The organism is Paenibacillus sp. GCM10027629, from assembly GCF_042676425.1.
Taxonomy (GTDB): Bacteria; Bacillota; Bacilli; order Paenibacillales; family Paenibacillaceae; genus Paenibacillus_K; species Paenibacillus_K terrigena.
Window position 1 is genome coordinate 700855 of the sequence record NZ_JBHTGZ010000003.1, and the last position, 24597, is coordinate 725451.

The 24597-nt window shown below is 42.0% G+C and carries 27 protein-coding genes; 24 read left to right on the plus strand and 3 right to left on the minus strand.

What is annotated here, in order from left to right:
- The first annotated feature begins 5 nt into the window (after positions 1 to 5).
- The 17 genes from ACFQZR_RS03750 to ACFQZR_RS03830 all read left to right on the plus strand — a co-directional run bounded on the left by ACFQZR_RS03750 (position 6) and on the right by ACFQZR_RS03830 (position 12787).
- Entirely contained in the window at positions 6 to 935 is a 930-nt protein-coding gene (locus ACFQZR_RS03750; RefSeq protein WP_379342974.1) for a GNAT family N-acetyltransferase, read from the plus strand.
- An 18-nt stretch (positions 936 to 953) separates the two neighbouring features.
- Complete coding sequence (locus ACFQZR_RS03755; protein WP_379342976.1) at positions 954 to 1649, plus strand: SDR family oxidoreductase; 696 nt, start codon at positions 954 to 956, stop codon at positions 1647 to 1649.
- Positions 1650 to 1664: 15 nt separating this feature from the next.
- Entirely contained in the window at positions 1665 to 2942 is a 1278-nt protein-coding gene (locus ACFQZR_RS03760; RefSeq protein ID WP_379342978.1) for a UTP--glucose-1-phosphate uridylyltransferase, read from the plus strand.
- 24 nt (positions 2943 to 2966) lie between these two features.
- Positions 2967 to 3404, plus strand: a complete 438-nt coding sequence (locus ACFQZR_RS03765) for a GNAT family N-acetyltransferase (protein ID WP_379342980.1) — start codon at positions 2967 to 2969, stop codon at positions 3402 to 3404.
- A gap of 24 nt (positions 3405 to 3428) precedes the next feature.
- Entirely contained in the window at positions 3429 to 4796 is a 1368-nt protein-coding gene (locus tag ACFQZR_RS03770) for a GNAT family N-acetyltransferase (RefSeq protein ID WP_379342982.1), read from the plus strand.
- Between the two features lie 149 nt (positions 4797 to 4945).
- A complete protein-coding gene (locus ACFQZR_RS03775; protein WP_379342984.1) occupies positions 4946 to 5512 on the plus strand; it encodes a DMP19 family protein in 567 nt (188 codons plus the stop codon).
- A gap of 223 nt (positions 5513 to 5735) precedes the next feature.
- Positions 5736 to 6275, plus strand: coding sequence for a GNAT family N-acetyltransferase (locus tag ACFQZR_RS03780; RefSeq protein ID WP_379342986.1), 540 nt, complete (start codon positions 5736 to 5738; stop codon positions 6273 to 6275).
- A gap of 130 nt (positions 6276 to 6405) precedes the next feature.
- The gene (locus ACFQZR_RS03785) at positions 6406 to 6861 is read left to right on the plus strand and encodes a GNAT family N-acetyltransferase (protein ID WP_379343798.1); all 456 of its coding nucleotides are present in this window, start codon (positions 6406 to 6408) and stop codon (positions 6859 to 6861) included.
- 239 nt (positions 6862 to 7100) lie between these two features.
- Positions 7101 to 7520, plus strand: coding sequence for a hypothetical protein (locus tag ACFQZR_RS03790; protein ID WP_379342988.1), 420 nt, complete (start codon positions 7101 to 7103; stop codon positions 7518 to 7520).
- Between the two features lie 13 nt (positions 7521 to 7533).
- Complete coding sequence (locus tag ACFQZR_RS03795) at positions 7534 to 7761, plus strand: hypothetical protein (protein ID WP_379342990.1); 228 nt, start codon at positions 7534 to 7536, stop codon at positions 7759 to 7761.
- 5 nt (positions 7762 to 7766) lie between these two features.
- Positions 7767 to 8267, plus strand: a complete 501-nt coding sequence (locus ACFQZR_RS03800; RefSeq protein ID WP_379342992.1) for a DEAD/DEAH box helicase family protein — start codon at positions 7767 to 7769, stop codon at positions 8265 to 8267.
- Positions 8268 to 8597: 330 nt separating this feature from the next.
- The gene (locus ACFQZR_RS03805) at positions 8598 to 8900 is read left to right on the plus strand and encodes a hypothetical protein (protein ID WP_379342994.1); all 303 of its coding nucleotides are present in this window, start codon (positions 8598 to 8600) and stop codon (positions 8898 to 8900) included.
- A 321-nt stretch (positions 8901 to 9221) separates the two neighbouring features.
- The gene (locus ACFQZR_RS03810) at positions 9222 to 10067 is read left to right on the plus strand and encodes a serine hydrolase domain-containing protein (RefSeq protein ID WP_379343800.1); all 846 of its coding nucleotides are present in this window, start codon (positions 9222 to 9224) and stop codon (positions 10065 to 10067) included.
- Between the two features lie 160 nt (positions 10068 to 10227).
- The gene (locus ACFQZR_RS03815; RefSeq protein ID WP_379342996.1) at positions 10228 to 10482 is read left to right on the plus strand and encodes a hypothetical protein; all 255 of its coding nucleotides are present in this window, start codon (positions 10228 to 10230) and stop codon (positions 10480 to 10482) included.
- Positions 10483 to 10778: 296 nt separating this feature from the next.
- A complete protein-coding gene (locus tag ACFQZR_RS03820; RefSeq protein ID WP_379342998.1) occupies positions 10779 to 11261 on the plus strand; it encodes a DinB family protein in 483 nt (160 codons plus the stop codon).
- A 123-nt stretch (positions 11262 to 11384) separates the two neighbouring features.
- Positions 11385 to 12227 (plus strand): GNAT family N-acetyltransferase, encoded by an 843-nt coding sequence (locus ACFQZR_RS03825; RefSeq protein WP_379343000.1) that lies wholly within the window; start codon positions 11385 to 11387, stop codon positions 12225 to 12227.
- Positions 12228 to 12265: 38 nt separating this feature from the next.
- A complete protein-coding gene (locus ACFQZR_RS03830) occupies positions 12266 to 12787 on the plus strand; it encodes a DUF3221 domain-containing protein (RefSeq protein ID WP_379343002.1) in 522 nt (173 codons plus the stop codon).
- Between the two features lie 34 nt (positions 12788 to 12821).
- Here ACFQZR_RS03830 and ACFQZR_RS03835 read toward each other — a convergent pair whose 3' ends face one another.
- Positions 12822 to 13580, minus strand: a complete 759-nt coding sequence (locus tag ACFQZR_RS03835) for a CAP domain-containing protein (protein ID WP_379343004.1) — start codon at positions 13578 to 13580, stop codon at positions 12822 to 12824.
- An 87-nt stretch (positions 13581 to 13667) separates the two neighbouring features.
- Entirely contained in the window at positions 13668 to 14045 is a 378-nt protein-coding gene (locus tag ACFQZR_RS03840; RefSeq protein WP_379343009.1) for a YhjD family protein, read from the minus strand.
- A gap of 187 nt (positions 14046 to 14232) precedes the next feature.
- Here ACFQZR_RS03840 and ACFQZR_RS03845 point away from each other — a divergent pair, with 187 nt between their 5' ends.
- Positions 14233 to 14733, plus strand: a complete 501-nt coding sequence (locus ACFQZR_RS03845; protein ID WP_379343011.1) for a Crp/Fnr family transcriptional regulator — start codon at positions 14233 to 14235, stop codon at positions 14731 to 14733.
- An 80-nt stretch (positions 14734 to 14813) separates the two neighbouring features.
- On the opposite strand, the gene hmpA is transcribed toward ACFQZR_RS03845, so the two are convergent.
- A complete protein-coding gene (gene hmpA / locus ACFQZR_RS03850; protein WP_379343013.1) occupies positions 14814 to 16037 on the minus strand; it encodes an NO-inducible flavohemoprotein in 1224 nt (407 codons plus the stop codon).
- 447 nt (positions 16038 to 16484) lie between these two features.
- On the opposite strand from hmpA, the gene ACFQZR_RS03855 reads away from it, so the two are divergent.
- The 6 genes from ACFQZR_RS03855 (at position 16485) to ACFQZR_RS03880 (ending at position 24587) form a co-directional block, all read left to right on the plus strand.
- On the plus strand, positions 16485 to 17123 hold the full coding sequence (locus ACFQZR_RS03855; protein WP_379343015.1) for a YitT family protein: 639 nt from the start codon (positions 16485 to 16487) through the stop codon (positions 17121 to 17123).
- 190 nt (positions 17124 to 17313) lie between these two features.
- The gene (locus ACFQZR_RS03860; protein WP_379343017.1) at positions 17314 to 18411 is read left to right on the plus strand and encodes a GntR family transcriptional regulator; all 1098 of its coding nucleotides are present in this window, start codon (positions 17314 to 17316) and stop codon (positions 18409 to 18411) included.
- Positions 18412 to 18701: 290 nt separating this feature from the next.
- A complete protein-coding gene (locus ACFQZR_RS03865; protein WP_379343019.1) occupies positions 18702 to 19613 on the plus strand; it encodes an ABC transporter permease in 912 nt (303 codons plus the stop codon).
- Between the two features lie 12 nt (positions 19614 to 19625).
- Entirely contained in the window at positions 19626 to 20516 is an 891-nt protein-coding gene (locus ACFQZR_RS03870) for a carbohydrate ABC transporter permease (RefSeq protein ID WP_379343021.1), read from the plus strand.
- 117 nt (positions 20517 to 20633) lie between these two features.
- Entirely contained in the window at positions 20634 to 22292 is a 1659-nt protein-coding gene (locus ACFQZR_RS03875; protein ID WP_379343023.1) for a type 2 periplasmic-binding domain-containing protein, read from the plus strand.
- 93 nt (positions 22293 to 22385) lie between these two features.
- Complete coding sequence (locus ACFQZR_RS03880) at positions 22386 to 24587, plus strand: glycosyl hydrolase family 95 catalytic domain-containing protein (protein ID WP_379343025.1); 2202 nt, start codon at positions 22386 to 22388, stop codon at positions 24585 to 24587.
- Positions 24588 to 24597: the final 10 nt, after the last annotated feature.

Genomic DNA, 24597 nt, shown 5'->3' on the forward strand with positions numbered 1-24597 from the left:
ATACCATGGTGTCTGAAAATATCAAAATATATACATTATCAAGCGATTATTCCATTCAGAGTGCGGACCCTGAGGAATGGGGGGTTTTTTGCTCCGTATATTATAACATGGCGTATAATGGCTTTTTTAGAGAGGAGACGTATGTTGCCTCGGGAAGTCCTGCTTATTGGATTTGTAAAGGGGATGCCAGAATTGGTGGGGTACGGATGGGTCCGAATCGGATTTACTATTTGTTCTTCATCCCGCCGTTCAATGATGCACCTCAAGTGATGAAAGGGCTTAAGCAGTTATTACTTGCATGGTCGGATCGAAGTCAACCGATAAAAGCTTTTGAAGTGCTCCCGGATCAAGTCGATCTGTTCGCCCGTGTGGGCTTCTGGCCGGATGCGTTTCGATGCCGCTGGATGCAGCGACCGACGGAACATTTTGACGTGGTGTGGGGGGAAGAATTTCGGATCGAAACGCTGCAGCGGGAAGAGAAAAGTGATGGATCCTATCGCTATGTGAATGAACAGGAGATTACGGCGTGCGAGTACGCTAGCTTCGCTCACGGTCTTGATGCAACACGGAGAGGGCAACTGGCGAAGGAAGATCATACGCCGTCCGTAGACCCGAATTATACGAATGAAGTGTTGATGAACGCCTCGACGCTCGTCTACGATAAGCAGACGAATGAACTGGTTGCGAATTGCCGTATCGGGTTACAGGGGGATTATGCCGCCGTGTATTCGATCGGTGTCATTCCAGCGTATCGGGGACGCGGGCTTGCTAGCTTAATGCTCCAGCGGGCGCTATCGGAACTGAAAGGCTCGTATCCTCTGCTCCGGTTATATGTGATGCAGGGAAATGATGCGGAGTCGGTGTATGTGAAGCTGGGATTTGTGCCAGGTCTGCTGGAAGTGCAGAAAATGGAGATCCCGCCGTTATCGGAATAGGAAATAGGAGATGAAGTTATGAATATAGCCAAAAGAGTCGTTATTACGGGTGTGACGCAAGGATTAGGTCGGGCCATGGTCGATCGGTTCGATGAGCTGGGTTGGACCGTCCATGGTTGTGGGCGTTCGATAAATAAAGTAGTGGAACTTCGATCGGAGTTCGCGAATCATAATTTTGAAGCGGTTGATGTTGGGGATGCGCAAGCGGTATCGCGATGGGCGGATCAAATGCTAAATGCGTTCGGTGCACCAGATCTGCTGATCAATAATGCGTCCATCGTGAACAGGAATGCACCGATCTGGTCGATTTCGGACGAAGAATTCGCGGATGTGATGCGTATTAATGTGAACGGTACTGTGAATGTTATTCGATCCTTCGTGCCTGCGATGATTGATGCGCAGCGGGGAATGATCATCAATATGAGCTCCGGCTGGGGGAGAGAAGGCGAAGCCGAGCTTGCGCCGTATTGTGCATCCAAATTTGCCATTGAAGGGCTGACGCAGTCGATGGCTATGGAATTGCCTGAATCGATAGGTGTTGTCGCCTTAGATCCCGGCGGCGGTATTCAGACGCCCATGCTAGCGGCTTGCGGGCCGCAGTATATGTCCAGTTCTCCAACACCGGAGGCGTGGTCTCGTGCTGCAGTTCCTTATATATTGCGACTTACGACGAAGGATAATGGCAACTCACTTACATGTCCACGTGTGGGATGACGGGGGTTTTGAACAATGACAAGTGAGCGTGAAGCGATGGAGAATCTCCTGAATCAAGCCGAAAGTCTTCTTCATGCCTATCAGCAAGACCATGTTGTACGATGTATGAAGGAGTTATCCGTCGAAGAAAAGCAAAAGCTTGCAGCACAAGTGCTGCGTGTTGATTTTGATCAGCTTGCGCAAGCCTATCGAAATCGATCGACGTCGAGTATGGGGCAGGGAGAGCATATCTCGCCTATCCCTTATTTTGACGTGGATACGTTATCCAAAGAAGCAAATGAGCAGTATGAGGAGCGCGGCTTAGAATTGCTTCGAGACGGCAAAATTGGCGTTATTGTGGTAGCGGGGGGCCAAGGGAGCAGGCTTGGACATGCAGGACCCAAAGGAACGTTCGATATCGGCTTGCCGTCGCATAAGTCACTGTTCCAGCTTCAAGCTGAACGGCTGCTGCAGCTATCGCTGCGGGTTGGCCGTATTATTCCATGGTACCTCATGACAAGTCCGGAGAATCATGAGGACACGGTTCAATTCTTTGAATCGCATCAGTATTTTGGCTATCCTGCGGAAGAATGCTTCTTCTTGGAGCAGAATACGATGCCTGCAATGGACCATGAGGGCAAGCTGCTGCTCGCGTCACCTTCAGAGCTTCATTTTGCCCCGAGTGGGAATGGAGAATGTTTTGCCTCACTCAAGCGTTCGGGTGCATTAGAGGATATGGGGAAGAGAGGATTGACGTGGCTCTTCTACTACAACGTGGATAATGCGCTCATACAAGTTGCAGACCCAGTATTTATTGGGATGGCGGACCTCCAGCATCATCCGATTGCATCCAAGGTGGTATTCAAGGAACGGCCTGAGGAGAAGGTCGGAATGGTCTGTTTGAGGAATCAGCGTCCAGCTATTTTAGAATATACGGAGTTTCCTGAACATGTATTGAACGAGCGTAATGATCGAGGGGATCTGGCTTACGCGCTGGCGAATAGCTCGATTCATATGTTCCGTTATGATTTTATCTCGCAGCATGCGGATACACAGATCCCATTTCACGTAGCATCCAAGGCAATCCCGCATATGAATTCTGCTAGAGAAATCATCGTTCCTGAGGTGCCGAATGCTTACAAGCTGGAACGGTTTATTTTTGATTTTTTCCCGCTTGCGGAAGAGATGACGGTGCTTCGGGTGGAGCGGGAGAAGGAGTTTGCGCCGGTCAAAAATAAAGAAGGCGAAGACAGCCCTTTGACGGCAAGAAATCTGCTGCTGCGCTTGTATCCGGAGGAAGGGTTAAGCGAGTAGTAGAGCAATGAGAGGAAGATACAGATGGAATTAACGATTACGAATGCGTCGAACATGAACGATAAAGCTTATGTACGAGACAAAATGTTCGAATTTAACATGATGCATTTCCCGGACGATCTGAAGGGGAGGTACCAAGAGGTGAACCTGTTCCTGAAGGATGACGCAGGTCAAATCTATGGCGGGATCATCGGCGAGATTTGCTGGAACTGGATGGAGATCCAATACCTTTTTGTCGATGCTGCCTGTCGTGGAGCGGGGTATGGGAAGAAGCTGCTCGCGGAGGCTGAGAAGCTGGCGAGAGAGAAACGGTGCGAATTTATGAAGCTGGATACGTTAAGCTTTCAGGCGTTGGACTTTTACAAGAAGCAGGGCTTTGAAGTCTATGGGGTGATTGAGAACGCAGGAAGGCATACGCACTATTATTTGAAGAAGGATTTTGGGGTATTCGGCGATCAATAATGTCTTCGAGAAGAGGTGAAATCGATGTTTATAGCGGAGGGGCAACTTTCCATTCGGAGAATGCGGCATCACGAGGAAGATTATGCGTTCATGTTCAAATGGTTGAATGATGAGAAATTGCTGCGCTATATCGAAGGGCCCAGTACGCGGTATACGATGGAACAGATTATTGCCAAATACGGCTCGCGGGCGAGAGGTGAGCATGACGTTACGCCTTGGATCATGGAATGGGATCATGAAGCGATTGGGTATGTACAATTCTATCCGCTACAAGAGGATGAAATAAAATTATACGAAGTGACATCGACTTCAGACCAATCTCCGTACGGCATAGATCTATTTATCGGTGAGAGCGATTATTGGGACCAGGGGATCGGGACGACGGCATTAAAATCGGTTGTTCGGTATTTATTAACGGAGAAGGGTGCTGCTGACGTTTATATCGATCCTCAGACATGGAATACAAGGGCCATTCGAAGCTATGAGAAATGCGGGTTCAAAAAGGTCAAAGTGCTCTATGCACATGAATTGTTCGATGGCGAATATCGAGATAACCAAGTCATGCGTGTATCGCTGGATGAACTGAATATGCAAGTCTATTTGGACAACATCGTTGCATTGTTTCGGGACGAGTTGAAGGATAATCTAGCGGGTATTTATTTGCATGGATCGCTGGCGATGGGCTGCTTCAATCCGTCTCAAAGCGATGTCGATTGCCTTCTGGTAGCTAGAGAAAAATTGACATTGGAAAATAACAAGCGAATCGCCCAATTGGCGCTATCTGTGCACGATGGGCTGCCGAATGCACGAGGATTCGAGTTCAGTATCCTATTGGAAGATTACCTGAAAACCTTTGCCTATCCGACGCCTGTCGAATTTCATTACTCGGACTACCACCGGGAGCGCTATCTGACAGATGAGAACTATCTGTGCGGAGGTTATGAAGATAAGGATGTGGCTGCACAGCTGATGGTTGCCTACCATCGAGGGGTTACATTGTACGGCACTCCTTTACATGAGTTGTATGAGCCGATCGATCGGGAGCTGTACCTTATGTCCATCCTGCATGATGTCGAAGAAGCAGCGGAAGATATCATCCATAACCCGCCAGCGTATCTAACGCCAATGTACGTGACATTGAATTTGTGCAGAGTGCTCTATTTTATCCAAGAAGGCATCATCACATCGAAGCGTGAAGGTGGAGCGTGGGGCGTACAAGTACTACCTCAGCCTTATCAAGTTTTGGTTCAGCAATGCCTTAACGAATATAACGGGAAAATCGATCGAAGTGAAGTGGAGCTATCGGAGTTGAGTGAGTTTATTCGGTATATGTTAGGTGAGATTCAGGTAGGAAAAACAGTTCTGCTTGTTGAGTATGATGGTATGGCGTAGGAACAGAACCAAGATGAGGTTTTTATGGTGAATGCTGGAGGGGGTTCGCTAGTACAGCGTAGATTGTGTATAATGCGAAGTTCGTGAAAAAGACGTTATGAGAAATCTCACAAAATCAAAAAATACTTATTCGAAGGTAAGGTGCTAAGATGAAGGGAAATCTGAAAGAAACAATAGAGTTATTGTTACCGATCAATAATCTTCCTTATATGTCTAGCGAGGAACTAATCGGTCATATTGCTTTAAACATCTATAAGAATGAATTTATAGAAATACGGGATCAACTTGATTTCATCCCTGAAGTTCTAAAAAATATAATACTTCTTATTGATTTTGATACTGAATTAAACATGAATGGAATAATAGGTTTTCTAGAAAATTCGAGTGGTCTTTACTTGAATGAGACAATAGATGTATTAAGAAAAACAAGCTGTTTTAGGGATATGAATATTATGGTGACAATAAACAATATGTTACTAGAAAACGCTATTACTATTGAAGAGCTAAGAATACATGTAAATAGTCAAGTACTATATCAAATATCAAACTCTACTGAAAAACATGGAGAAAAGTTTACAGATGTACTAATGGAAATAGAAAATAAAGCTGGTGAATTATACCTCTATCGCAATGAAGAGAACATATTTGATAATTTGATTTATTATGTTGAAACAAATAAAGGAGCATTGTTAGAAGAAATTATTAAAATGGTTTAAGTATGTCAGTGAAGTGTGTGGCATCAGATAACATCGTATCTACGCTGCGGGCCGTTCGGCCCTTGGTTCGCAAGATGAGGCGAGCGGAGAAGTGGATTCAGATCACAACCCTGCGAGGCTAAGTCCATCGGACCCGGCGCGATGCGCCTTAAGCCTCTCGGGTTCGTAGATACAAAAACGTTATACGACAGAACGAAGTGATTATTTTCAAAGGAGCTAATTTATGAAGATTAAGGTGCAACTAACCAGTAAAAACGAAGCATATATAATAAAAAACTTATACCCTCTCTATTTATACGATTTATCAGAACATTATGTCAGATTTCCAAATGCTCATGGAATTTACGAAGATAGTGATGACTTTAGAAAATTGAGTGATCAATATGAGGTTCAGAATATTTGGTGGGAAAAACCAGATTGTTTATACCCCTATTTAATTTTAGTAGAAGATAAACCAGCGGGATTTATTCTCATTGCTACACCCCCACATTGTGCAGAGGGAATTGATTATTTTGTTAATGAATTCTTTTTACTCCGCCCTTATAGAGGTCAAGGTATAGCAGAACAGGCAGCTATTAAAGTGTTTGAACAATTTAAAGGGAGATGGGAATTGTTTACCAACCCATCTGAAAGAAACATTATAGGGCAAAGATTTTGGCGGAAGACCGTTTCTAATTATAGTAAAAAGAATTATGCTGAATTGTATGGAGATACTTTTGACGGACATAAACTGATTTTTCGATTTGATAATACAGAGAAGTAAGCTTTTGAGAGTATCTCAAAGTTCCGACGTATAACACTGTTTCGCTCCTTTAAGCCTTTCGGGCTCAGGAACACAAGAACGTTATATGAAAGAACGGCAAATCATGTATCAAATGAGGGTGAATACGTTGATGCTTATTGAAAGAGTTACTTATCTCGAACAGTACAATTTGAATTTGTTGTTAGACGATAGCATATCTGAAGGATATAAAATGGTTCAGAAATTACAGGATGAATACACGGATGGAAGTAACAGATTTAATAGATTCGGAGAATCTTTATTTGTAGCAATAATTGATGAGGAAGTCATTGGGATAGGTGGTTTGAATATTGATCCTTATCTGGATCTTATTGATGTAGGTCGAGTGAGACACTTATATGTTTTACCGAGGCACAGAAGTAGTGGCGTAGGAAAGAAACTCTTAGGGATGATCATTGAGGAAGCAAAGAAGTATTTTCGGACAGTAACTTTATATACTGAGAATCCAATTGCTGATAAGTTGTACAGAAATATTGGGTTCTCAAGAGCAGAAGGAATACAAAAAGCAAGTCACGTATTGAACTTGGAAAGAAAAGAAGGGATGTAAATGAAAGCGTCGGTATACCAAGAAGGCCGATCCTTCATAACGCATCGGGGGAAAAGCCCCCTCGGTCCCGGAAGTAACCACGAAGAAGCGATTTCCGGGATACACCTGCACCAACCACCTAACCGCATCGCGACCGGACCTAAAGGTCCTTAAGGTGGTAAGGCGTCGTGAACACAGAAACGTTATAGGAAATAATCGTAAGTGCTAATCTGAATAATTTCCAGAACAGAGGTGGTTTCATGGACGAAGAACTTGATCCTTATAGTCAAGATTCAAGAAGAGAATTACCTTTTGTTTGGTGTTTAGTTGGGAACATAGTAGAAGAACGTTGCTACGGAGAAAATAAAGAAATAAGAAAAGGAACAAAAAAGTTTAAACCTAAATCGAAAGTATATTGTTTCCCAGCTCAATGGGGAGATGGATATGAAGAAATACAAGTAATAGGCAGAACAAGGGGACGTAAGAATTATTCAATCGTAATAACCTCTTCAAAATACATTACAAACTGGAGGATTCAAAAAGTATTTACACCTTATATCGTAAAGATGATGATAGATAATCAAGGATGGGATAGTTCTGAAGAGTCAAAAGAAATTATTAATAGCATGATTAAATGGCTCCCAGAAAGAACTATAAAGATTAGTAAAGAAACGACTTGATCGTAAGTTTAAGATGACGATTGCTTCATATAACAACGTATCTACGCGCGGGGGGGCGAGCCCCCTTGGTCTGCCGAGGGTATTCGAGGAAGCGAATTCAGCAGACAACCCTGCAAGGCTAAGTGGCAGAGCCACCCGGCAGCAAGCTACTTTAAGCCTTTCGGGTTCGGGAACACAACAACGTTATCTAAAACAATATGAATCACTATTAAAACCATTAATTATTCCGATTGGAGACTAATATCAATGACTGAGAGAAAACCAATATTCTTAATTACAGGTGCAAGTGGATCAGGAAAAACTACTATTATCCCCGAACTTCTTAAACAGTGTGCTGAATACATAACACTGGATTTGGACGCAATATATGGCCCATTAAATGAATGGACGTTAATTAAAAATGTTTGGATCCATCTTGCCAAACAAATAAGCTTGAATGGTCGGACTACAATTTTATGTGGGACTTTTATGCCTGGAGAGTACGATGAAGTGGACTTGAAAGATTACTTTAAACCTTACTTCATTGGTCTATATTGTGATGATAGAACGAGAGAATTAAGGTTGCAAGCAAGAGGTTGGTCTGACGAGCTCATAAATGACCATAAAGAATTTAACGACTGGATATTGAATAATGCAGCAACGGCTTTTAATCCTAGTATGCCTTTAATTAATACAAGTTCAATTTCTCCTTCTGAGGTAACGGAAAAAATTAAGGATATAGTTAACCAAGTGCTCTCTGAAAGTTGATTCGAAGATGTCATGTTGCATCAGGTAACAATGTGTTCACGCATCGGGGGACAAGTCCCCTCGGTCCCGGAAGATAAGTCGAGGAAGTGATATCCGGGACACATCCACACCGACTAACCGCATCGCGGCCGCTCACGTTCGTTCGCTTAAGTCGGTGGGACATCGTGAACACGGGAACGTAATAAGAAATCCCCTAAATACCATTTTAATGGAGGGATACGCATAGAAGTCCTCGTTAAAAAGCTAACGATTAATCAAAAAAGTCTAAGCATAATCTATCTGTCCCAGGAAGAAATCGGATTAGAGAACTCAATATATCCCGATACACAGATGAATCTCTATGGAGACAGTAAGTCTTTGATTACTCTTGCTGGCTTATTTAATTTAGTGCAAAGAGAAAAGAGCATGATCGTTTACCTTTTCAGAAATGCTGAAGAAGGATCTGATTTTGCTTTCTTTCATGGTACAAGCAACCCATTAAGTTTTAGTGACTTTGCAGATATTAGAAAAAGAATATATAAAGCAAATATTGTAGGCAATTATGACTTAAAGACATCACAAGAAAGAAAAGATGATCGTATGCATGAGGCATGGAAGTTTAAAAATATTTATTCAATTCGATCTAGCGGGTAGTTGATTTCAATGAGTACAAATTCATTAGGGCTTCGACTAGCAGAATTGGTCTGTATGGAACTAAGTGATACTGATGAAGGACATACACATTTTGACGAATGGTCTACTCAGGGAAGCATTGAATTGATAATAAGAAACAAAGACACGGATATGATATTTCGATGAAGAGGGTACTTCCGAGATTTCAAGAAGCAGAATCAGGTAGACACAGCCATTCCTCTTAGATAAGAGTATCTTAGGGAATGGGGTAACGTTAGCTGAAAGGGGGATATCATCATTATTAACTTATATGAACTCGAAAGAGCGATAAAGAAAGATAAAATTGAAAGTTGTGTTGTATACGAAGAGAACTCAACTTTATTTGAATATTTTAGAAATCGAAAAACGAAAGATAAACAACACAAAGTAAATTCAATTACAAAGAGTGTTCTATCTGCATTGTATGGAATTGCAATTCAACAGGGGTATATTGAGAATGAGGACGTTCCAATTTCAAATTATTTCAGCGAAATCGATGATACAAAAAACGGAATTACAATTAGACATCTATTAACGATGTCCTCGGGTTTGAGATGGTCTGGAAATGAAGCTATGATTCCAACAAAGAATTGGGTGAAATTCATTCTAGAACAACCTGTTGAATCAGAACCAGGAAAGCAAATGAAATATAGTTGTGGTAATTCACATTTACTTAGCGCTATATTGCAGAAGGCAACCAAAATGAACACAATGGATTTTGCAAAAAAGAACTTATTTTTACCTTTAGGTATTCACGATTTCAATTGGTATCAGGATGCTCAAGGGATTGCAGTAGGTGGATTTGGTTTGAGAATGAAGATAGAAGATATGTTGAAATTTGGGGTGTTGTATTCACAAAATGGAGAATGGAACTCGAAACAACTGATTCCTGCTGGATGGATTGAAAAATCAACAAATAATAATTCTGTTGCAGAATCCTTGTATGGATATCATTGGTGGATAATGAATAGTAAGAATGTAGACTGTGAAGAAGATAAGACATACTATGCTATGGGTATGGGAGGCATGAGAGGGCAATATATATTTGTTAATCAAGAAAGACGATTAGTTACCGTATTTACAAGTATCTTATCCGATAATACCTCAAGTCCAATACAATATTTCGAGAATTATATTTTAAATAAATAAGGGATAGATCAGTTTTTCAAAGAAGGCGTGCCCATCCGATAAACACTGCATTCAAGCATCGGGTCTCTAACGAGACCCTCGGTCGCCAAGAGAGGGAATTTCGAAGAAGTTGAATCAGGCAGACTAGATCGTAAACCAAATATTTTTCTGGAGGTATGACATGGAATATAAATATAACCCATTTGAAGATAAAACCATTCATACAACTCAGCCTGGTAATATTTCTGATGACTCCGATCGACAAGGATTTAATGATGTGATAAAGCATTATGATGCAGTTAATGGATTCCAAAACCCAAAACAACTCAATCAGTTCCCAAGGTCTATAAGACAAATAATTCGATGGGCGATAATATTATATGTTTCAACATTTTTTGGATATATTATCTATTCGATAATTATAAATTTTTTTTGAAATTGAATTAATTGAATAACCTAACTACATTGCGGTCGCTTGGAGTTTTGATTGAACGTCGTTAATGCAATAACGTTAGACGAAACACAAGTAAGAAATGAAAGGAATTCAAGCTATGTGGTCTAAACTTAGGGTTAGAATAAGAAGTTTTTTACAAAGTATAGATTGAATCAGAAACTGTAAAAGAAATTATGAGGTTGGGAGTTCATGAAAAGATTTGAACGTAAATGTAACAACATTATATGAAGTCAGAAGTGAACCCATAAAAATTAATCAAGATTGGAGACTATATAAAGATGAAAGACGAAGACATAAAAATTATTCAACTTTATAATGATGCACCAAAGGTACTCATGGAAGTATTAAACGGCTTAGGTGAGAGAGAACTAGATTTATCCAGAGGAGAAGGAAAGTGGACCATACGAGAAATAGTGCATCACATAGTAGAATGTGATCTAAACTATTTTCAAATTAATCGATATGCACTTGCTAACACTGGCGAAAAGTATATTTTTAATGAATTCGACGCGGATGTATGGAATCAAACCATGAATCATAGCCAGAGAGCCATAAAGAACGAGGTACAATTGTTCAGCATACTTCGGGGATACATTTCGTATTTGTGCGAGGTCATACCTGATTCATTGGATCGAATCTTAGTACATCAAAATGGAAAAGCAACAGTAAGGGATGCATTAAATCATGATATCAATCATTCATATCACCACATTGAGCAAATAAAAGAGACAAGAAGGGTTCATAACATACAAGAGATATAGAGAGTATCTAGAAGAAGCAGCCTGGATATGATGAACCGATATGGAGTTTTGAAGGAATTTGTAATAAACCTAGAATTACAGGTGTTGAGTGGCGAAATAGCTGGAGGAGAGGAATAATAAAAAATGATAGAACTAAAAGCGAATGAGTACGATAAAATAACTCCTCTTATAGCTCATAAAGAACATGATTTCATTTTTGTATTTGTTCAATCTGTTATTGATCGTAATCAACCAGGAAGGATATTTATTAATAATATGGATAATCCAACAGCTGGGTTAGTAGCTAGCCGTGGCGGAAAGTATTATCTATTTGGAGACGAACAAGATCTATCGTTCAATCGTTACTTGCTTGATTTCTTAGCTAATCCCGATAATCACGCTCATTTTTATGATTTATATTTCTCTTCAAATTCTTGGATCTCGATGATTCAAGTCCCATTACATGATAATGTGGTTGAGTTAAAAAGATCTCATTATATTTTAAGTGACACGGCAATCATTCCTGATAAACATCATGTCCAATCTGGAAAGTTTCAATTAACAAGAATGAATACACAGTTGTATGATAAATATGTACAGGAAATGGATCATTCGTATTCTTTGCTTTGGGATTCTGCGGAGATGTATCTTGAAAGAGCAATTGGCTACTGTTATCTGAATGAATCAGGTTTTGTAAGTGCATGTAACACCTTTTATTTGGGTGGGGGATATATTGAACCAGACATAATTACACTTTCAGAGTATAGGAATCAAGGTCTAGCTTTTACACTGTGCCAGGAATTTATTATACAAAGTAGACAACGCAAGTTAATTCCCTATTGGGATTGTGATTCTGGCAATGAGGCCTCTAATCAATTAGCTAATAAATTAGGATTTAATAAAGTTGGAGAAGTACCAATTTTATGGTGGCATGAAGACAAACAAGTCATTGCAAATTATTTAGTAAAGTATAACTACCAGATCTAGGTTGTGCAAGTTGATTGGATGATGAAAGGGAGGACGATATGAAACGAAAGTCTATGGCATTATTGTTCGTGCTATTTTTACTTTTATCGGGTTGCGTCCATCCAGACAAGAGCAGTGACAGGGAATCCCCAGATGTTGTTTATAAATATATAGGATATGTCGTCAAAAATAAGCCAGATCAGCTTCTAGTCACAGCTTTCTCGTCCAATGCATCATCTCAGAGCGAAGCGATTTGGGTGAGAACGCAAAAACAATACGGACTGGGAACGAAGGTTGAAGTCGAAATTAGCGGGGAAATTGAAACTTCATATCCAGGTCAAGCTGCTGCGAAGAGCATTGAAATGATAAAGGCAGATTCACCGCAAGGCGCTGATATCACGGCAGAATATATCGTAGCAAGAGCATTGAATCACTTTAAAGACAGTTCTGTTCCTGTCGTAAAAGCAGTTGAATATCTCTCCAGTGAGAAGTTGTGGCGCGTGACTCTATTTGATGATGCGCAGTCCAATCATTCAGAACATGTCCTTGTCTTTACGCAAGATGGTGAACTGAATAAATAAAAAAACATGCTGCCTACTCAGGCAGCATGTTCTGTCATCCGGTGAATTCTTGGACCCATGCATTGTTGTAAAATCCGACCCCGAGCTTGGTGAAGTTACTGCTTAAAATATTCGCTCTATGGCCTTCGCTGTTCATCCAGTCGTTCATAACTTGAGTTGGTGTCGTCTGGCCTTTGGCAATATTTTCGCCAGCAGCATTATACGTGATCCCGAATTTTTTCATCATATCGAAGGGGGATCCATACGTTGGTGAATTGTGATCGAAATAATTGTTCTGAATCATGTCTTGCGCTTTCACGAGCGCCATTTTTGATAAATTCGCATCCATCGTTAGGGCATTTAACCCCGCGCTGGCGCGTTGTTCATTCACAAGCCGCAGAACCTCTTGATCGAACTGCTGAGAGTCAGATGGAGTCTGATTATTTGGACTTTTGTTAGGATTTTGCGTTGGATTCTGAACTGGCGTTGGCGTCGTTGGTGCTGTTGGGTTCTGTACTGGAGTTTGTACCGGATTTGGCGTCGCAGGATTCTGATTGGCCGGATACTGTGACGGCGATTCCCCGACAACAATCCATTTCATCGGTGCTCCAGGCGACTGTTGAATTCTAACCGGTTTCCGAGCGCCAGGAGTAGCTGTGGATGAAGCTTGTGTCTTCAGCGTCTTCGGGATTTTCGTGTGGGAATGCGTCTCAATACGTGTTCCCGGTGCTACTTGCTTAGTCGACATATTTCCGTTCGGGGAAGTACATCCTGCCGCCAGCAATAATGCGGTTAAGGCAATATATTTTTTCATGTGTCAACACCTCGATGCATTAGTATGGTGATGTTCATCATGAATTATCTTTTCCCGATTAGAATGGAATTATCCTGAATTCTGCACTCACATCTCCATATCCAAATCCACATTCATGTATTCGCTCAAATAACGCTCAATCTCGGCCTTGATTAAGCTCCATAACATGGAGAACGTATGGTGGTATCCACGACATACATAGAGGACCTCGACGCCGGACTTCGTTCGTTTCTCTTCGTAGACCTTGAGGCCATGAGAGCGGAGCTGCTTCCGAATCCGTACGAGGTCTTCATGCACTTGGCGTTGTACTTGCTGCAAATTGCGAACATAGATGGACGGCATCTTGAGCGGCGCCATTCCCAGGGTCTGCATATCTCGTTCCAATACATCCAGTACGATCGGGAGGAGAATATACTGCTTAACGAGTGTGAAATCAACCTCGGTCTGGAGGGGGACAGATTTCATCGCGAACACTTCCTATGCTTAGAATGTTTAATTCATATTTCGAACACATGTTCTTATTATATTCATAATAGCGAACAAATATTCGTATGACAACAACAATTTTTGGCAGCTGCGTGGAAGTTGTTTGCTGGTTGGCTTGTCATTGGTTATCATAGGGAGAATGATAATGAAGGCGGGAGAGAGCTGCATGATCGTACATAAAGGAGATATCTTGTTCCGGCAAGGTGACTCAGGGGAATATTTGTATCATATTAAGCGTGGCATTTTCAAAGTAACAAGGGTTCATCCGAATGGGAATCTGGTGTTATTTAACATCTTGTATCCGGGAGAAATTGTTCCGCACCATTCGTTAATTACGCCGAAGGATTTCCATGGTACGGCAACGGCAATTACGACTAGTGAGGTGAAGCTGATTCCGGCAGAGGCGTGGTATAAGGAGCTAGAAGAGAACCCAGATAAAGCCTTATCCATCGCCAAAATGCTGCAGGAGAAATTGCGATTCATGCAGCAGCGTATTGATCATCTGACGATTGGTTCGCCAGGAGAACGATTGAAGCTGTTGGAAGAATGGATGTCCAGCTATGCTAAGAATGAGACGCTAACGGATTTGTTGACGCAAGAGGAGATTGGACAGCTCATTGGCGTTCGCCGAGAGACGATCAATCGCTTATTACGCAATCAGAGTTGAAAACACTCACACATACAACGCAAAAAAGGAGGCCTCATTGTCCGAATAGACAAGTGGCCTCCTTTTGCATTCAATAAATACTATGCTTCTAAACTGCCAGCTGGGCCGAAGAACTCGTAGTGAATACGATCCGTGCTCACACCTAGTTGTTTCAACGCAAGATTGATGGCTTTCATGAATGGTGTTGGACCGCAGAAGTAGAATTCACCGGTGTTCACTGTCGCTGTAGGGAGTACCGACTTCAGCCATGCAAGATCAATGAAGCCTTGATGGTCGTAGTGATCGCCAGTGCTCGGTGATTCATAGATGACATAAGACGTCAGGGGCGCATGCTGTTCCGTTAGTTCCGCAATATGGCCCTGCATCGCATGCAATTCGCTATTCAACGCGGCATGGATGTATGTTACAGGACGCTCAGGCTGCTGCGCTACAATCGTATTCAACATACTTACCATCGGTGTCAATCCAACACCGCCACTGATGAGTACGACAGGTGCTTCGCTGCCAGCAGTCGGATCGAGTGTGAAATCGCCGGCTGGGGCACTGATTTCAAGTGCATCTCCAACGTGAACATGGTTATGCAGGTAGCTCGAGACAATGCCAGCAGGCTGTGAATCGCTGCCAGCTTCTTGTTTAACCGTAATTCGATAGTAATCCTGTCCCGGCGCATCCGATAGGCTATAGTGACGCAGATGTGTGTTCGCACTCCCCGGTACATTCACACGAACAGTAATGTATTGTCCCGGTAAGAAGGAGGCGATGGCTTGACCATCCGCAGGTCTCAAGTAGAACGACGAAATGACGCTGCTTTCTTGCACTTTGCGTGTAACGATGAACTTGCGGAATCCTTCCCAGCCGCCGGGCTGTTCCTCTGCCTGTGCATACATCTCGGCTTCGACGCCAATGAACGCATCGGCGATCACGCCGTAAGCTTCAGCCCAAGCACCGATAATCTCATCCGTTGCCGCATCGCCGAGCACGTCTTTGATAGCGATCAAGAGGTGTTCGCCTACGATCGGGTAGTGTTCAGGCTTGATGCCGAGCGCACGGTGTTTATGCCCAATTTGCTTGACGACGGGAATGATCTGCTCAAGCCGATCGATGTTAGCTGCAGCCGCATAGACCGCGTTGGCGAGCGCACCAGATTGTTTTCCTTGACGTTGATTCGCATGATTGAAAATATTTAGCAGTTCAGGATGATTGGTAAATAGCAGTTCATAGAATCGCGAGGTAATCGCTGTCCCATGGACTTCAAGGACAGGAACGGTCGATTTAATAATGGCAATCGTAGATGGATTTAACATGGTGATAACCTCTTTTCGTGATATATGTCACATTAATTATTCTAAGTATAGGTCGCAACTATACCGGAAAATGTGATTTGGCGCACACGAAAATAGAACGTATTGTGAACAATTATAATTCAGAATTATCTGACAATTACGACTTTCCTGGATGAAGGGATCTGTGGTATAATGATGACAGATGAGCTTTAAAATCTAAATAAGAAAGGATCAGGATACCATGTGTCCCCGAAGGACGAATTCCCAAAGGACAGTCTGGAAACGTTATGATCTCTCCTACACTTAGCGTCATAGTTGGAAGTTTACAAGTCGACAAGTTCGAATGACCAACCAACTATGAAAGAAGCGTGTAACGTATGATGGTGCGAAGGACGAAGCCTCAGGCGAGCTCCCTCATCGTTGGTTGGAAAGCTAAACCCAAACCAATGATGTTAAGAGGGAACGACAATGAGGAGAAAAGAAGAACGGATTCAACAGTTGCAACAAGTCGCTATGATGTTAGTCGGTACGTTTTTAATGGCATTTTGTTATTATCACATTAATTTTCAGAACAATTTGGCGGAAGGTGGATTTGTAGGTCTAGCGCTGCTCGGGAAGTATGCATTTGACTGGTCACCTGCGGTTACGATGATTGTGCTCGATATTCCGATACTCATCGTCGCCATGTTCGTGAAAGGGCGCAAGTTCTTACTGAATACAGTAATTGCGGCAGTTTCCCTTTCGGTGTTTTATGACATTTTTGAGCAGTTTTCACCGTTAGTGATTGACCTGAAGGAGTATATGCTCGTAGCTGCGGTACTTGCCGGGGTTATGACCGGGTTCGGAGCCGGGATCGTCATTCGATTCGGCGGAGCAACAGGCGGGGATGATATTCTCGCGTTATTCTTAAGTAAATGGTCAGGTTTTACGGTCGGAACCATGTTCTTTATATTGGATGCTGTTGTGCTATTATTATCACTTGTATACTTACCGATTGCAGAGACCATGTATACGATTCTGGCTGTGAGTATCGCAGGCAAGATGATTACGTGGATCGCCACGTACGGATTCTCGAAGAATTCCGTATCCATCGCTGCAAGGAACTAACGTACATGACCAACCACCCCGAATCTCTCTTAGACAGGTTCGCAGGGTGGTTTTTTATTTCTTTTGGACAAACCTCCTCAATAGAATTTTCTAACACAATACTCCGTTTGTATCAAAAAAAGTTGACACAAAAAATGCATAAAGTTAAAGTTAATGTATAATCTCTAGAGAGAGTTGAGGAGTATACAAATTGGCGAGCAAATATACAGTAATTAAGACTGACATTAAGAGAAGATTAACAATTGGGGAGTGGGTCGAAGGTCATCGACTCCCGACCAGCAGAGAGTTTTCACAATATTATGATTCCAGTGTAAATACGGTGGAGAAAGCGATTAAAGAATTGGAGCGGGAAGGGTGGTTAATCCGAGATGGCCGCAGAGGAACTTTCATGGATAAAAGGAAGACGAACCATGCAGGCCGAACGCATCTAGTGGCTGCTTTTGTCATGGGGATTGAAAATCCTTTATGGTCTGCCGCATTAAGAGGGGCTGAAGATGCCTTGTATAAACAGGGTTATCACCTATTAATTTCAAGTGATGATCGAAATTACGAGAAGTTAGAAATTCTAGTTAGAGGGGCCGTCGAAAGGAAAGTCGAAGGGGTAATTTTAAGTCCGATTATGAGCCAAGGGCATGAAGAATTAAATAATAGGCTCATCTCCTTGCTTCAGGATAACGGCATTAAAATCGTGTTTTTAGATCGGATTGTATCAAACACCGAGATTCCTTACGTAACCAGCGATAATATGGAGGGAGCCTATAATCTGACGAAGTTGCTGCTTGATCAGGGACATCGGCGTATATTATTTATCAGAAATACGAATGTAAGCACGATGAATGAGCGTCTTTTTGGATTTAAACAGGCAATTATGGATTACGGTCTAGAATATTCAGACGAGTACGATGTTCTCATCTCAACCGAATCGGAAGATTTCTCGAATGAATTCGAAGCGTATTGCAATCTTTTTGAGCAGAAAATAAGACAAAAAAACTTTACGGCTATATTTACGGCAAACGATCAGATCGCTGAAGCGGCTATCCGTTCATTCGAAAAGTTGAAATATAGAATCCCTGAGGATGTATCGCTTGTCACATACGATGCAGAAAATTTAAATCGTAAAGTATATCGGAATATAACCGGAATATCTCAACCCTTTTATGAAATGGGACATTGTGCCGCCAAAAAATTGCTCAGTATGATGGAAGGTGATGACGATCATCATAATTTCGGGCAAGTATGCAAATCTACCATTTATTTAGGAGAGTCCGTTATTCCTGTTTCAAACTAAGTTCTTTATTTATTCATAACAGCTCGTGTCAACTAGAAAGCTGTCAATTCGCGGTGCGAATGAACGCCTTCTAGTTGATACGAGTTTTTTTGTGATCTAAAAAAGTATTTTGTATTATTATTTGTATCAAAAATTATAAAATATAACGAAAAAATATTGACACAATAAATTCGTTTGCTGTATTGTTTGTTTATAAATTCCATGTACCTAAAACGATAAAATGTAACCGTTATCTTTTTGGGGAGGTCAATCAGCTACTATTTTTATGAATTGGAGGGGGAGTGTGCAAGATGATAAATTTACGCCGGTTTTCAGCGAAATTTTGGAATCAACGATTTTTATTTCTCATGGTATTGCCCGGTTTTTTAATTGTGTTAGTATTCAGTTATTTTCCAATGTACGGCATCCAGATTGCATTCAAAAAATATAGTGCGGCACGAGGGATTTGGGACAGCAATTGGGTAGGGTTTAAGTACTTCGTACAATTTTTTAAAGATCCGACAGCATTGAGAGTTCTCAAGAATACCTTGTTGCTGGGCCTCTATTCTTTGCTCTGGAGTTTCCCGGCTCCGATCATTCTTGCATTGCTATTCAATGAACTTAAAAATTCCGTTTTCAAAAAAGTGGTTCAGACCATTTCTTATTTACCGCATTTTATATCAACCGTCATTATTGTGGGGATGATTCGAACCTTTGCAGAGAGAGAAGGCGTGTTCAATAAAATTGCCTCCTGGTTTGGCGTCGATCCCATCGTGTTCCTCTCGGAGCCAAGCTGGTTCAGGACGATATTCATTGGTTCAGGGATATGGCAGGGTATCGGATTCGGAACCATATTATATTTGGCGGCATTGAGCGGTGTTGATCCGACCTTACATGACGTTGCGAGCATTGATGGAGCAAGTCGTTGGAAGAAAGTACTGCATATCAATTGGCCTCATATCAAGCCAACGACGATTATTTTACTTATTTTTTCGATTAGCGGCATATTGGGTACTGATTTTCAAAAAGTTCTATTACTGTACAATCCAGATACTTACGAGGTTGCTGATGTGATCGGTACATATCTATACCGTGAAGGCATTATGGGAGCAAGGTTTGAATATACCACGGCGATTGGTCTCTTTATGTCAATTGTTGCTTTTATTCTCCTTGTCGGTGCGAACATGATTAGTCGTAAAGTGTCTGAAACAAGTATCTGGTAGGGGGTGCCGAATATGGTAGGTAGAGAGAGTCTTGGCTCAAGATTATTTGACCTCGTAAATATTTTCATCATGTTGCTGCTATGCGTGATTATGTTATACCCATTTTTAAATGTTATTGCGGTTTCTTTAAGTAATACAGAACATATTCTTAAAGGCGATATTACGATTTTTCCAAAAGGATTTAACTTAAGTGCTTATAGTTATGTGTTAAAAGATTCATTTTTATATTCGGGCTACTTACATTCGATCATTTATGCGGTTGGATCCACCGCTTTTATGCTCACATTTACATCGCTCATGGCGTTTCCGCTAATAATTCCGGGTTTCATGGGCAAAAAATTTCTTTCCGTGTTCTTAGTCATTACGATGTTTTTTGGCGGCGGGTTAATTCCTACGTATTTATTAATGCGAAGCCTTCACTTACTTGATACTTACTGGGTCATGGTTATTCCTGGCTGTGTATCCGCTTTCAATGTTTTCATGTTTAGATCATTTTACCAGTCTATCCCTTCCGATTTACGTGAATCCGCAGTTATCGATGGCGCAAATGAAATTCAAATTTTGTTTAAGATCTATTTGCCGCTTTCAAAGCCTCTTCTCGCAACATTTGCGCTCTTTGGGATCGTCGGGAGCTGGAACAGTTGGTTTGAAGCGCTGATCTACTTGAGTGACGAGAACAAATATCCGTTACAGTTAATTCTCAGAAAATATTTGTTCACCATGTCCTTTGACTCAGGATCTGGAACGGCCGCGATGCAGGCGATGCTCATGCAAATGAAATTAGATCCAAAAAATATCCAAATGGCGATTGTCGTTATTGCGATGTTTCCAATCATGATCATATATCCATTTCTCCAAAAGTATTTTGTCAAAGGCGTCATGATCGGAGCGATTAAAGGCTAGTCGGTAAACACAAGCGTGTGAGAAGGGGTGTGAGGCCCTACATTTAGAGCGATATAGACAAGAAAGATTTTTTGTGGTGGTCAAAAGTAGTTCATTACATTTTATGGAGGGGAAAAAATGAAATATCGCCTCAAATTAACATCACTAATACTCTCGGTTATTTTAATGATGGGGATTATTATTACGGCATGTTCAGACGCCAAGACAGCAGAAACCACGGACAACGAAGACTCTACACAAGCAAACGATACACTCAGTTTCTCGGTTACATTACCTTCATTTGGCGCCAAAATGGAAGACTCCATGGTACATAAAGAATGGCTTAAACAAATGGAGTCCCTGATGGGCAAGAAGCTTGACATCAAATATAATTATATTCCAATCAGTGAGTATGGTGATAAGAGCAAGCTATTGCTAGCTAGTGGTGAAACGACGGATTTATTCATGATCATGAGTAAAGATATTTATAGCCAGTATGAAGGCGAAGACTCATTTCTAGATTTAAGCGAGTATAAAGATCTTCTTCCCAATTATATGGGCTTGGTAAATCAAGCGAAGGATGGCAAAATAAAGGCGATAAGATCGGATGGAAAGTTCTATGGATTATGGAATGTCGATCTCCCAAGACAGGAGAAAGATAAAGGAATGGGCGTGTATACCCCGGCTGCATATCGCTATGATATATTGGAAAAGAACGGCATCGAGATTCCTAAGACATTGGATGAACTGTACAGCGCAGCAAAAAAGTTAAAAGAACTGTATCCTAAGTCATTCCCAATCAATACGCAGTGGAATGCTTTTGATTCGCTCTTCCTGGCTAACCACACTCAAGGGCCGAATATCTATTGGAACGGCGAAAAATATATCTATGGACCAACGGAAGAATCCTATAAGGAAGCGCTGCAATTTGCGAACAAGCTTTTCTCTGAGAAGCTGCTAGACCCTGAAGTATTTTCGGACAACGACGATGCGATTAAGAAAAAAGTAATGAACGGGACGAATTTTATTTTGCTGCAAAACTGGTTTAACTTTGCCGGAGATTGGAACCGCACTGCATCAGGAGGAGAAAAGTTTGTTATCTCTCTATTTCCTGACAATCCGAAATACGGAAAAGCGTGGCAAAGTGTGACTGACTTCAATTCCGTAGGCATTAACCAAGGTGCGGTAATGGTCGTTAATCCGAAGGCGGAAAATGTGAAAGAACTGATAAAGCTATTAGATTTGCAGTACAAACCAGAGATTATGGAATTGGTTACTTGGGGGATTGAAGGTACCACATTTACACGCGATTCAAGCGGCAGACCGACCTTCGTCGATTCAATTAAAAAAGCGGCTAATCCATGGACGGAAGGCGATAAATATGGAATGAGGTCGAGCAGCTCTTATCGTCCTGGATTGCAAATGGCGATTGATACATGGGCGTTCGTTGATTTTGCGCCAACTGATCCTGGCTTCATTGATGGGAAGCTAAACGAAAAACCGTGGGAAACCGCTTTTTCAGACATGCCGTACCCGAATGATTATACGCCAGCTTGGACAAATGAACCATTTCTAGAATTTACAGATGATGAAAAAGAACAGATGACTTCGAATATGTCACCTATTAAAACTTACGTCGCTGAAATGCAAAATAAATTCATTAATGGCAAAGAGAGCTTCGACAACTGGTCGGCTTTCCAAGAGAAAATTAAAAAGACAGGCGATCTAGATCGAGTACTTCAAATCTATAATGATGCACTGAAACGCTATCAAGAAAGAAGCGGGACATCTAAATAATGAAATGACTCAACTCGCTATCATTCCCAAAGTGAAATAGCGAGTTGAGTTCAATTGGGAGCTAAGATCAAGGCAAACCAGGAGGATGATAGAATGAAACCGGCAGACTGGAAAGAGAAGATGGCAAAGTATAATGGGATATTCAAGGAGCCGCCAAGAAATGTGCCTTCGGATAAAGTGGTTGATGGACCCATCATTGGGAACGGTGATGTCGGCGTCGTGATTAGCGGATTGCCTGAACAGCAGCGCCTATGGATCTCGAAGGTTGATTTTTGGAAAGCGAAGCGTTTCTACCCCAATGGCAGCCCGTGTTTACTCGGGGGAATTGATATTCAAATGCCAGCTTTGAAGGAAGCTTCTTACGGTGCTGAACAACATTTGCATGATGCGAAAGTCGTGTCGACATTTCGCGGGGATTCCATAGCAGTCACGATGACCTCCTGGGTCGCAGCTGAGGAGAATGCAGTAATTGTTGAGCTCATTAGTGAAAGCCAGGAAGACATTTCGGTTAAAGTGGATTTATGGGTGCAACCTGGACATGAATCGGAAACGGAAATTGGTCAAGATGGCGATGTATCTTGGGTTACGAGGAAATTTAACGGCGATGATCTGGACTGGCCAACAGAGGGAATCGTAGCCATGAGATGCTTAGGTCAATTAAAAAATTCATTCGAATTGAAGCCTGGTGATAAGACAACGATCGTTGCCTATGTGCTCACGAATCACGATGTCCAAGATTACGCACAAGTGTCGAGAGGAAGAGTAAAGCTTATCGACGAGAGTCGTGTCGGTACGCTTCATTCTGAGCATGAGAACTGGTGGAATCAATTTTGGGCGAAGTCTTCGGTTGAGATCGGTGACGAGTTGCTTGAGAAATTTTGGTATGGCTCTCATTACATCATGGCCTGCTGCAGTCGTAACAAAGCGTTTGCTCCCGGCTTATTTGGCAACTGGATAACGACAGATACCCCCGCATGGGCCGGAGATTATCACTTGAATTACAATTATCAAGCTCCATGGTGGGGAGTTTATACATCCAATCATATCGAATTGAGTGAGCCGTATGACACGCCGCTGCTCGAATATATGTCGAACGGTAGAAAGTATGCTGAACAATACTTAGAATGCAGCGGGATCTACTACGATGTTGGTATCGGACCCAAAGGACTTCCCACTGTCCTGTCCAATACGAATGCAAGTCTTACCTATGAACACGGTCATTTGTTCCTAGGGCAGAAGAGCAATACGGCCCTAAGTGCCGTGAATATGCTGATGCGTTACTACTATACTTATGATTTGCAATATGCCAGTCAAGTTGCGTACCCGTACCTCATTGAGGTAGCTAATTTTTGGGAAGACTATTTAACTTTCGAAGGCAACCGTTACGTCATTTATCGTGATGCGATTCATGAAGTCCCAACGTGGGCAGATTCACATCCCGATGATGAATGGCTGCAGGAATTCGAGGACATGAATCCACTTCTTTCATTAGGCGTTGTCCGGGCAGTGTTCAAAGGGCTGCTCGATATGTCAAAAGAATTGGGTCTCAATTCCGAGCGACGTGAAAAGTGGTTACATATTCTGGAACATATAAGCGATCTTCCAACGTATGAACGAGACGGGAAGACGATATTTCGATTAACGGAGCAGGGTCGAGATTGGTGGCCGGATAATACTCTAGCCATTCAGCATATTTGGCCTGCGGGAGCGATCGGACTTGATTCTGATCCCAAGCTTCTTGAAATTGCCCAAAATACAATTACCGTTCTAAACCGCTGGACGGATTACAATGGGTTTCCAACGATATTTACTGCTGCGGCGCGAGTCGGATATGATCCTGAAATCATCTTGCGCGAGCTGCGTCGTCAGTGCTTTGAACACAGCTATCCTAATTTATTCATCTTCTTCGGAGGCGGTGGCATTGAATGCTGCAGCGGCGTACCTTCGGCAATTAATGAGATGCTGTTGCAAAGTCATGAGCATGTCATTCGATTGTTCCCTGTATGGCCAAGGCAAAAAGATGCTAGCTTTGTAAACCTGAGAGCCGTCGGGGCATTCGTTGTATCGAGTGAGCTATCCAACGAAAATATTACCTACGTCACGATTCGAAGTGAAAAAGGCAGAACGTGCCGCATAATAAACCCATGGGTCAATGGGGAAATCACTATAACAGAATCAGACGGAGAACGTCAAATGCAAATCGATTGGCAGTTCATTGATAACGTTATATCTTTTTCAACTGAAGCAGGCAAGTGTTATACCCTAAGCTGTAATATGCAAAATCATAACCAATAAGGGTGAAGGT

Excerpts from the sequence above, each read along its gene's own strand:
- ACFQZR_RS03750 (WP_379342974.1), top strand. The coding sequence starts at position 6 with ATGGTGTCTGAAAATATCAAAATATATACATTATCAAGCGATTATTCC.
- ACFQZR_RS03755 (WP_379342976.1), top strand. The coding sequence starts at position 954 with ATGAATATAGCCAAAAGAGTCGTTATTACGGGTGTGACGCAAGGATTA.
- ACFQZR_RS03760 (WP_379342978.1), top strand. The coding sequence starts at position 1,665 with ATGACAAGTGAGCGTGAAGCGATGGAGAATCTCCTGAATCAAGCCGAA.
- ACFQZR_RS03765 (WP_379342980.1), top strand. The coding sequence starts at position 2,967 with ATGGAATTAACGATTACGAATGCGTCGAACATGAACGATAAAGCTTAT.
- ACFQZR_RS03770 (WP_379342982.1), top strand. The coding sequence starts at position 3,429 with ATGTTTATAGCGGAGGGGCAACTTTCCATTCGGAGAATGCGGCATCAC.
- ACFQZR_RS03775 (WP_379342984.1), top strand. The coding sequence starts at position 4,946 with ATGAAGGGAAATCTGAAAGAAACAATAGAGTTATTGTTACCGATCAAT.
- ACFQZR_RS03780 (WP_379342986.1), top strand. The coding sequence starts at position 5,736 with ATGAAGATTAAGGTGCAACTAACCAGTAAAAACGAAGCATATATAATA.
- ACFQZR_RS03785 (WP_379343798.1), top strand. The coding sequence starts at position 6,406 with ATGCTTATTGAAAGAGTTACTTATCTCGAACAGTACAATTTGAATTTG.
- ACFQZR_RS03790 (WP_379342988.1), top strand. The coding sequence starts at position 7,101 with ATGGACGAAGAACTTGATCCTTATAGTCAAGATTCAAGAAGAGAATTA.
- ACFQZR_RS03795 (WP_379342990.1), top strand. The coding sequence starts at position 7,534 with ATGACGATTGCTTCATATAACAACGTATCTACGCGCGGGGGGGCGAGC.
- ACFQZR_RS03800 (WP_379342992.1), top strand. The coding sequence starts at position 7,767 with ATGACTGAGAGAAAACCAATATTCTTAATTACAGGTGCAAGTGGATCA.
- ACFQZR_RS03805 (WP_379342994.1), top strand. The coding sequence starts at position 8,598 with ATGAATCTCTATGGAGACAGTAAGTCTTTGATTACTCTTGCTGGCTTA.
- ACFQZR_RS03815 (WP_379342996.1), top strand. The coding sequence starts at position 10,228 with ATGGAATATAAATATAACCCATTTGAAGATAAAACCATTCATACAACT.
- ACFQZR_RS03820 (WP_379342998.1), top strand. The coding sequence starts at position 10,779 with ATGAAAGACGAAGACATAAAAATTATTCAACTTTATAATGATGCACCA.
- ACFQZR_RS03825 (WP_379343000.1), top strand. The coding sequence starts at position 11,385 with ATGATAGAACTAAAAGCGAATGAGTACGATAAAATAACTCCTCTTATA.
- ACFQZR_RS03830 (WP_379343002.1), top strand. The coding sequence starts at position 12,266 with ATGAAACGAAAGTCTATGGCATTATTGTTCGTGCTATTTTTACTTTTA.
- ACFQZR_RS03835 (WP_379343004.1), bottom strand. The coding sequence starts at position 13,580 with ATGAAAAAATATATTGCCTTAACCGCATTATTGCTGGCGGCAGGATGT.
- ACFQZR_RS03840 (WP_379343009.1), bottom strand. The coding sequence starts at position 14,045 with ATGAAATCTGTCCCCCTCCAGACCGAGGTTGATTTCACACTCGTTAAG.
- ACFQZR_RS03845 (WP_379343011.1), top strand. The coding sequence starts at position 14,233 with ATGATCGTACATAAAGGAGATATCTTGTTCCGGCAAGGTGACTCAGGG.
- hmpA (WP_379343013.1), bottom strand. The coding sequence starts at position 16,037 with ATGTTAAATCCATCTACGATTGCCATTATTAAATCGACCGTTCCTGTC.
- ACFQZR_RS03855 (WP_379343015.1), top strand. The coding sequence starts at position 16,485 with ATGAGGAGAAAAGAAGAACGGATTCAACAGTTGCAACAAGTCGCTATG.
- ACFQZR_RS03865 (WP_379343019.1), top strand. The coding sequence starts at position 18,702 with ATGATAAATTTACGCCGGTTTTCAGCGAAATTTTGGAATCAACGATTT.
- ACFQZR_RS03870 (WP_379343021.1), top strand. The coding sequence starts at position 19,626 with ATGGTAGGTAGAGAGAGTCTTGGCTCAAGATTATTTGACCTCGTAAAT.
- ACFQZR_RS03875 (WP_379343023.1), top strand. The coding sequence starts at position 20,634 with ATGAAATATCGCCTCAAATTAACATCACTAATACTCTCGGTTATTTTA.
- ACFQZR_RS03880 (WP_379343025.1), top strand. The coding sequence starts at position 22,386 with ATGAAACCGGCAGACTGGAAAGAGAAGATGGCAAAGTATAATGGGATA.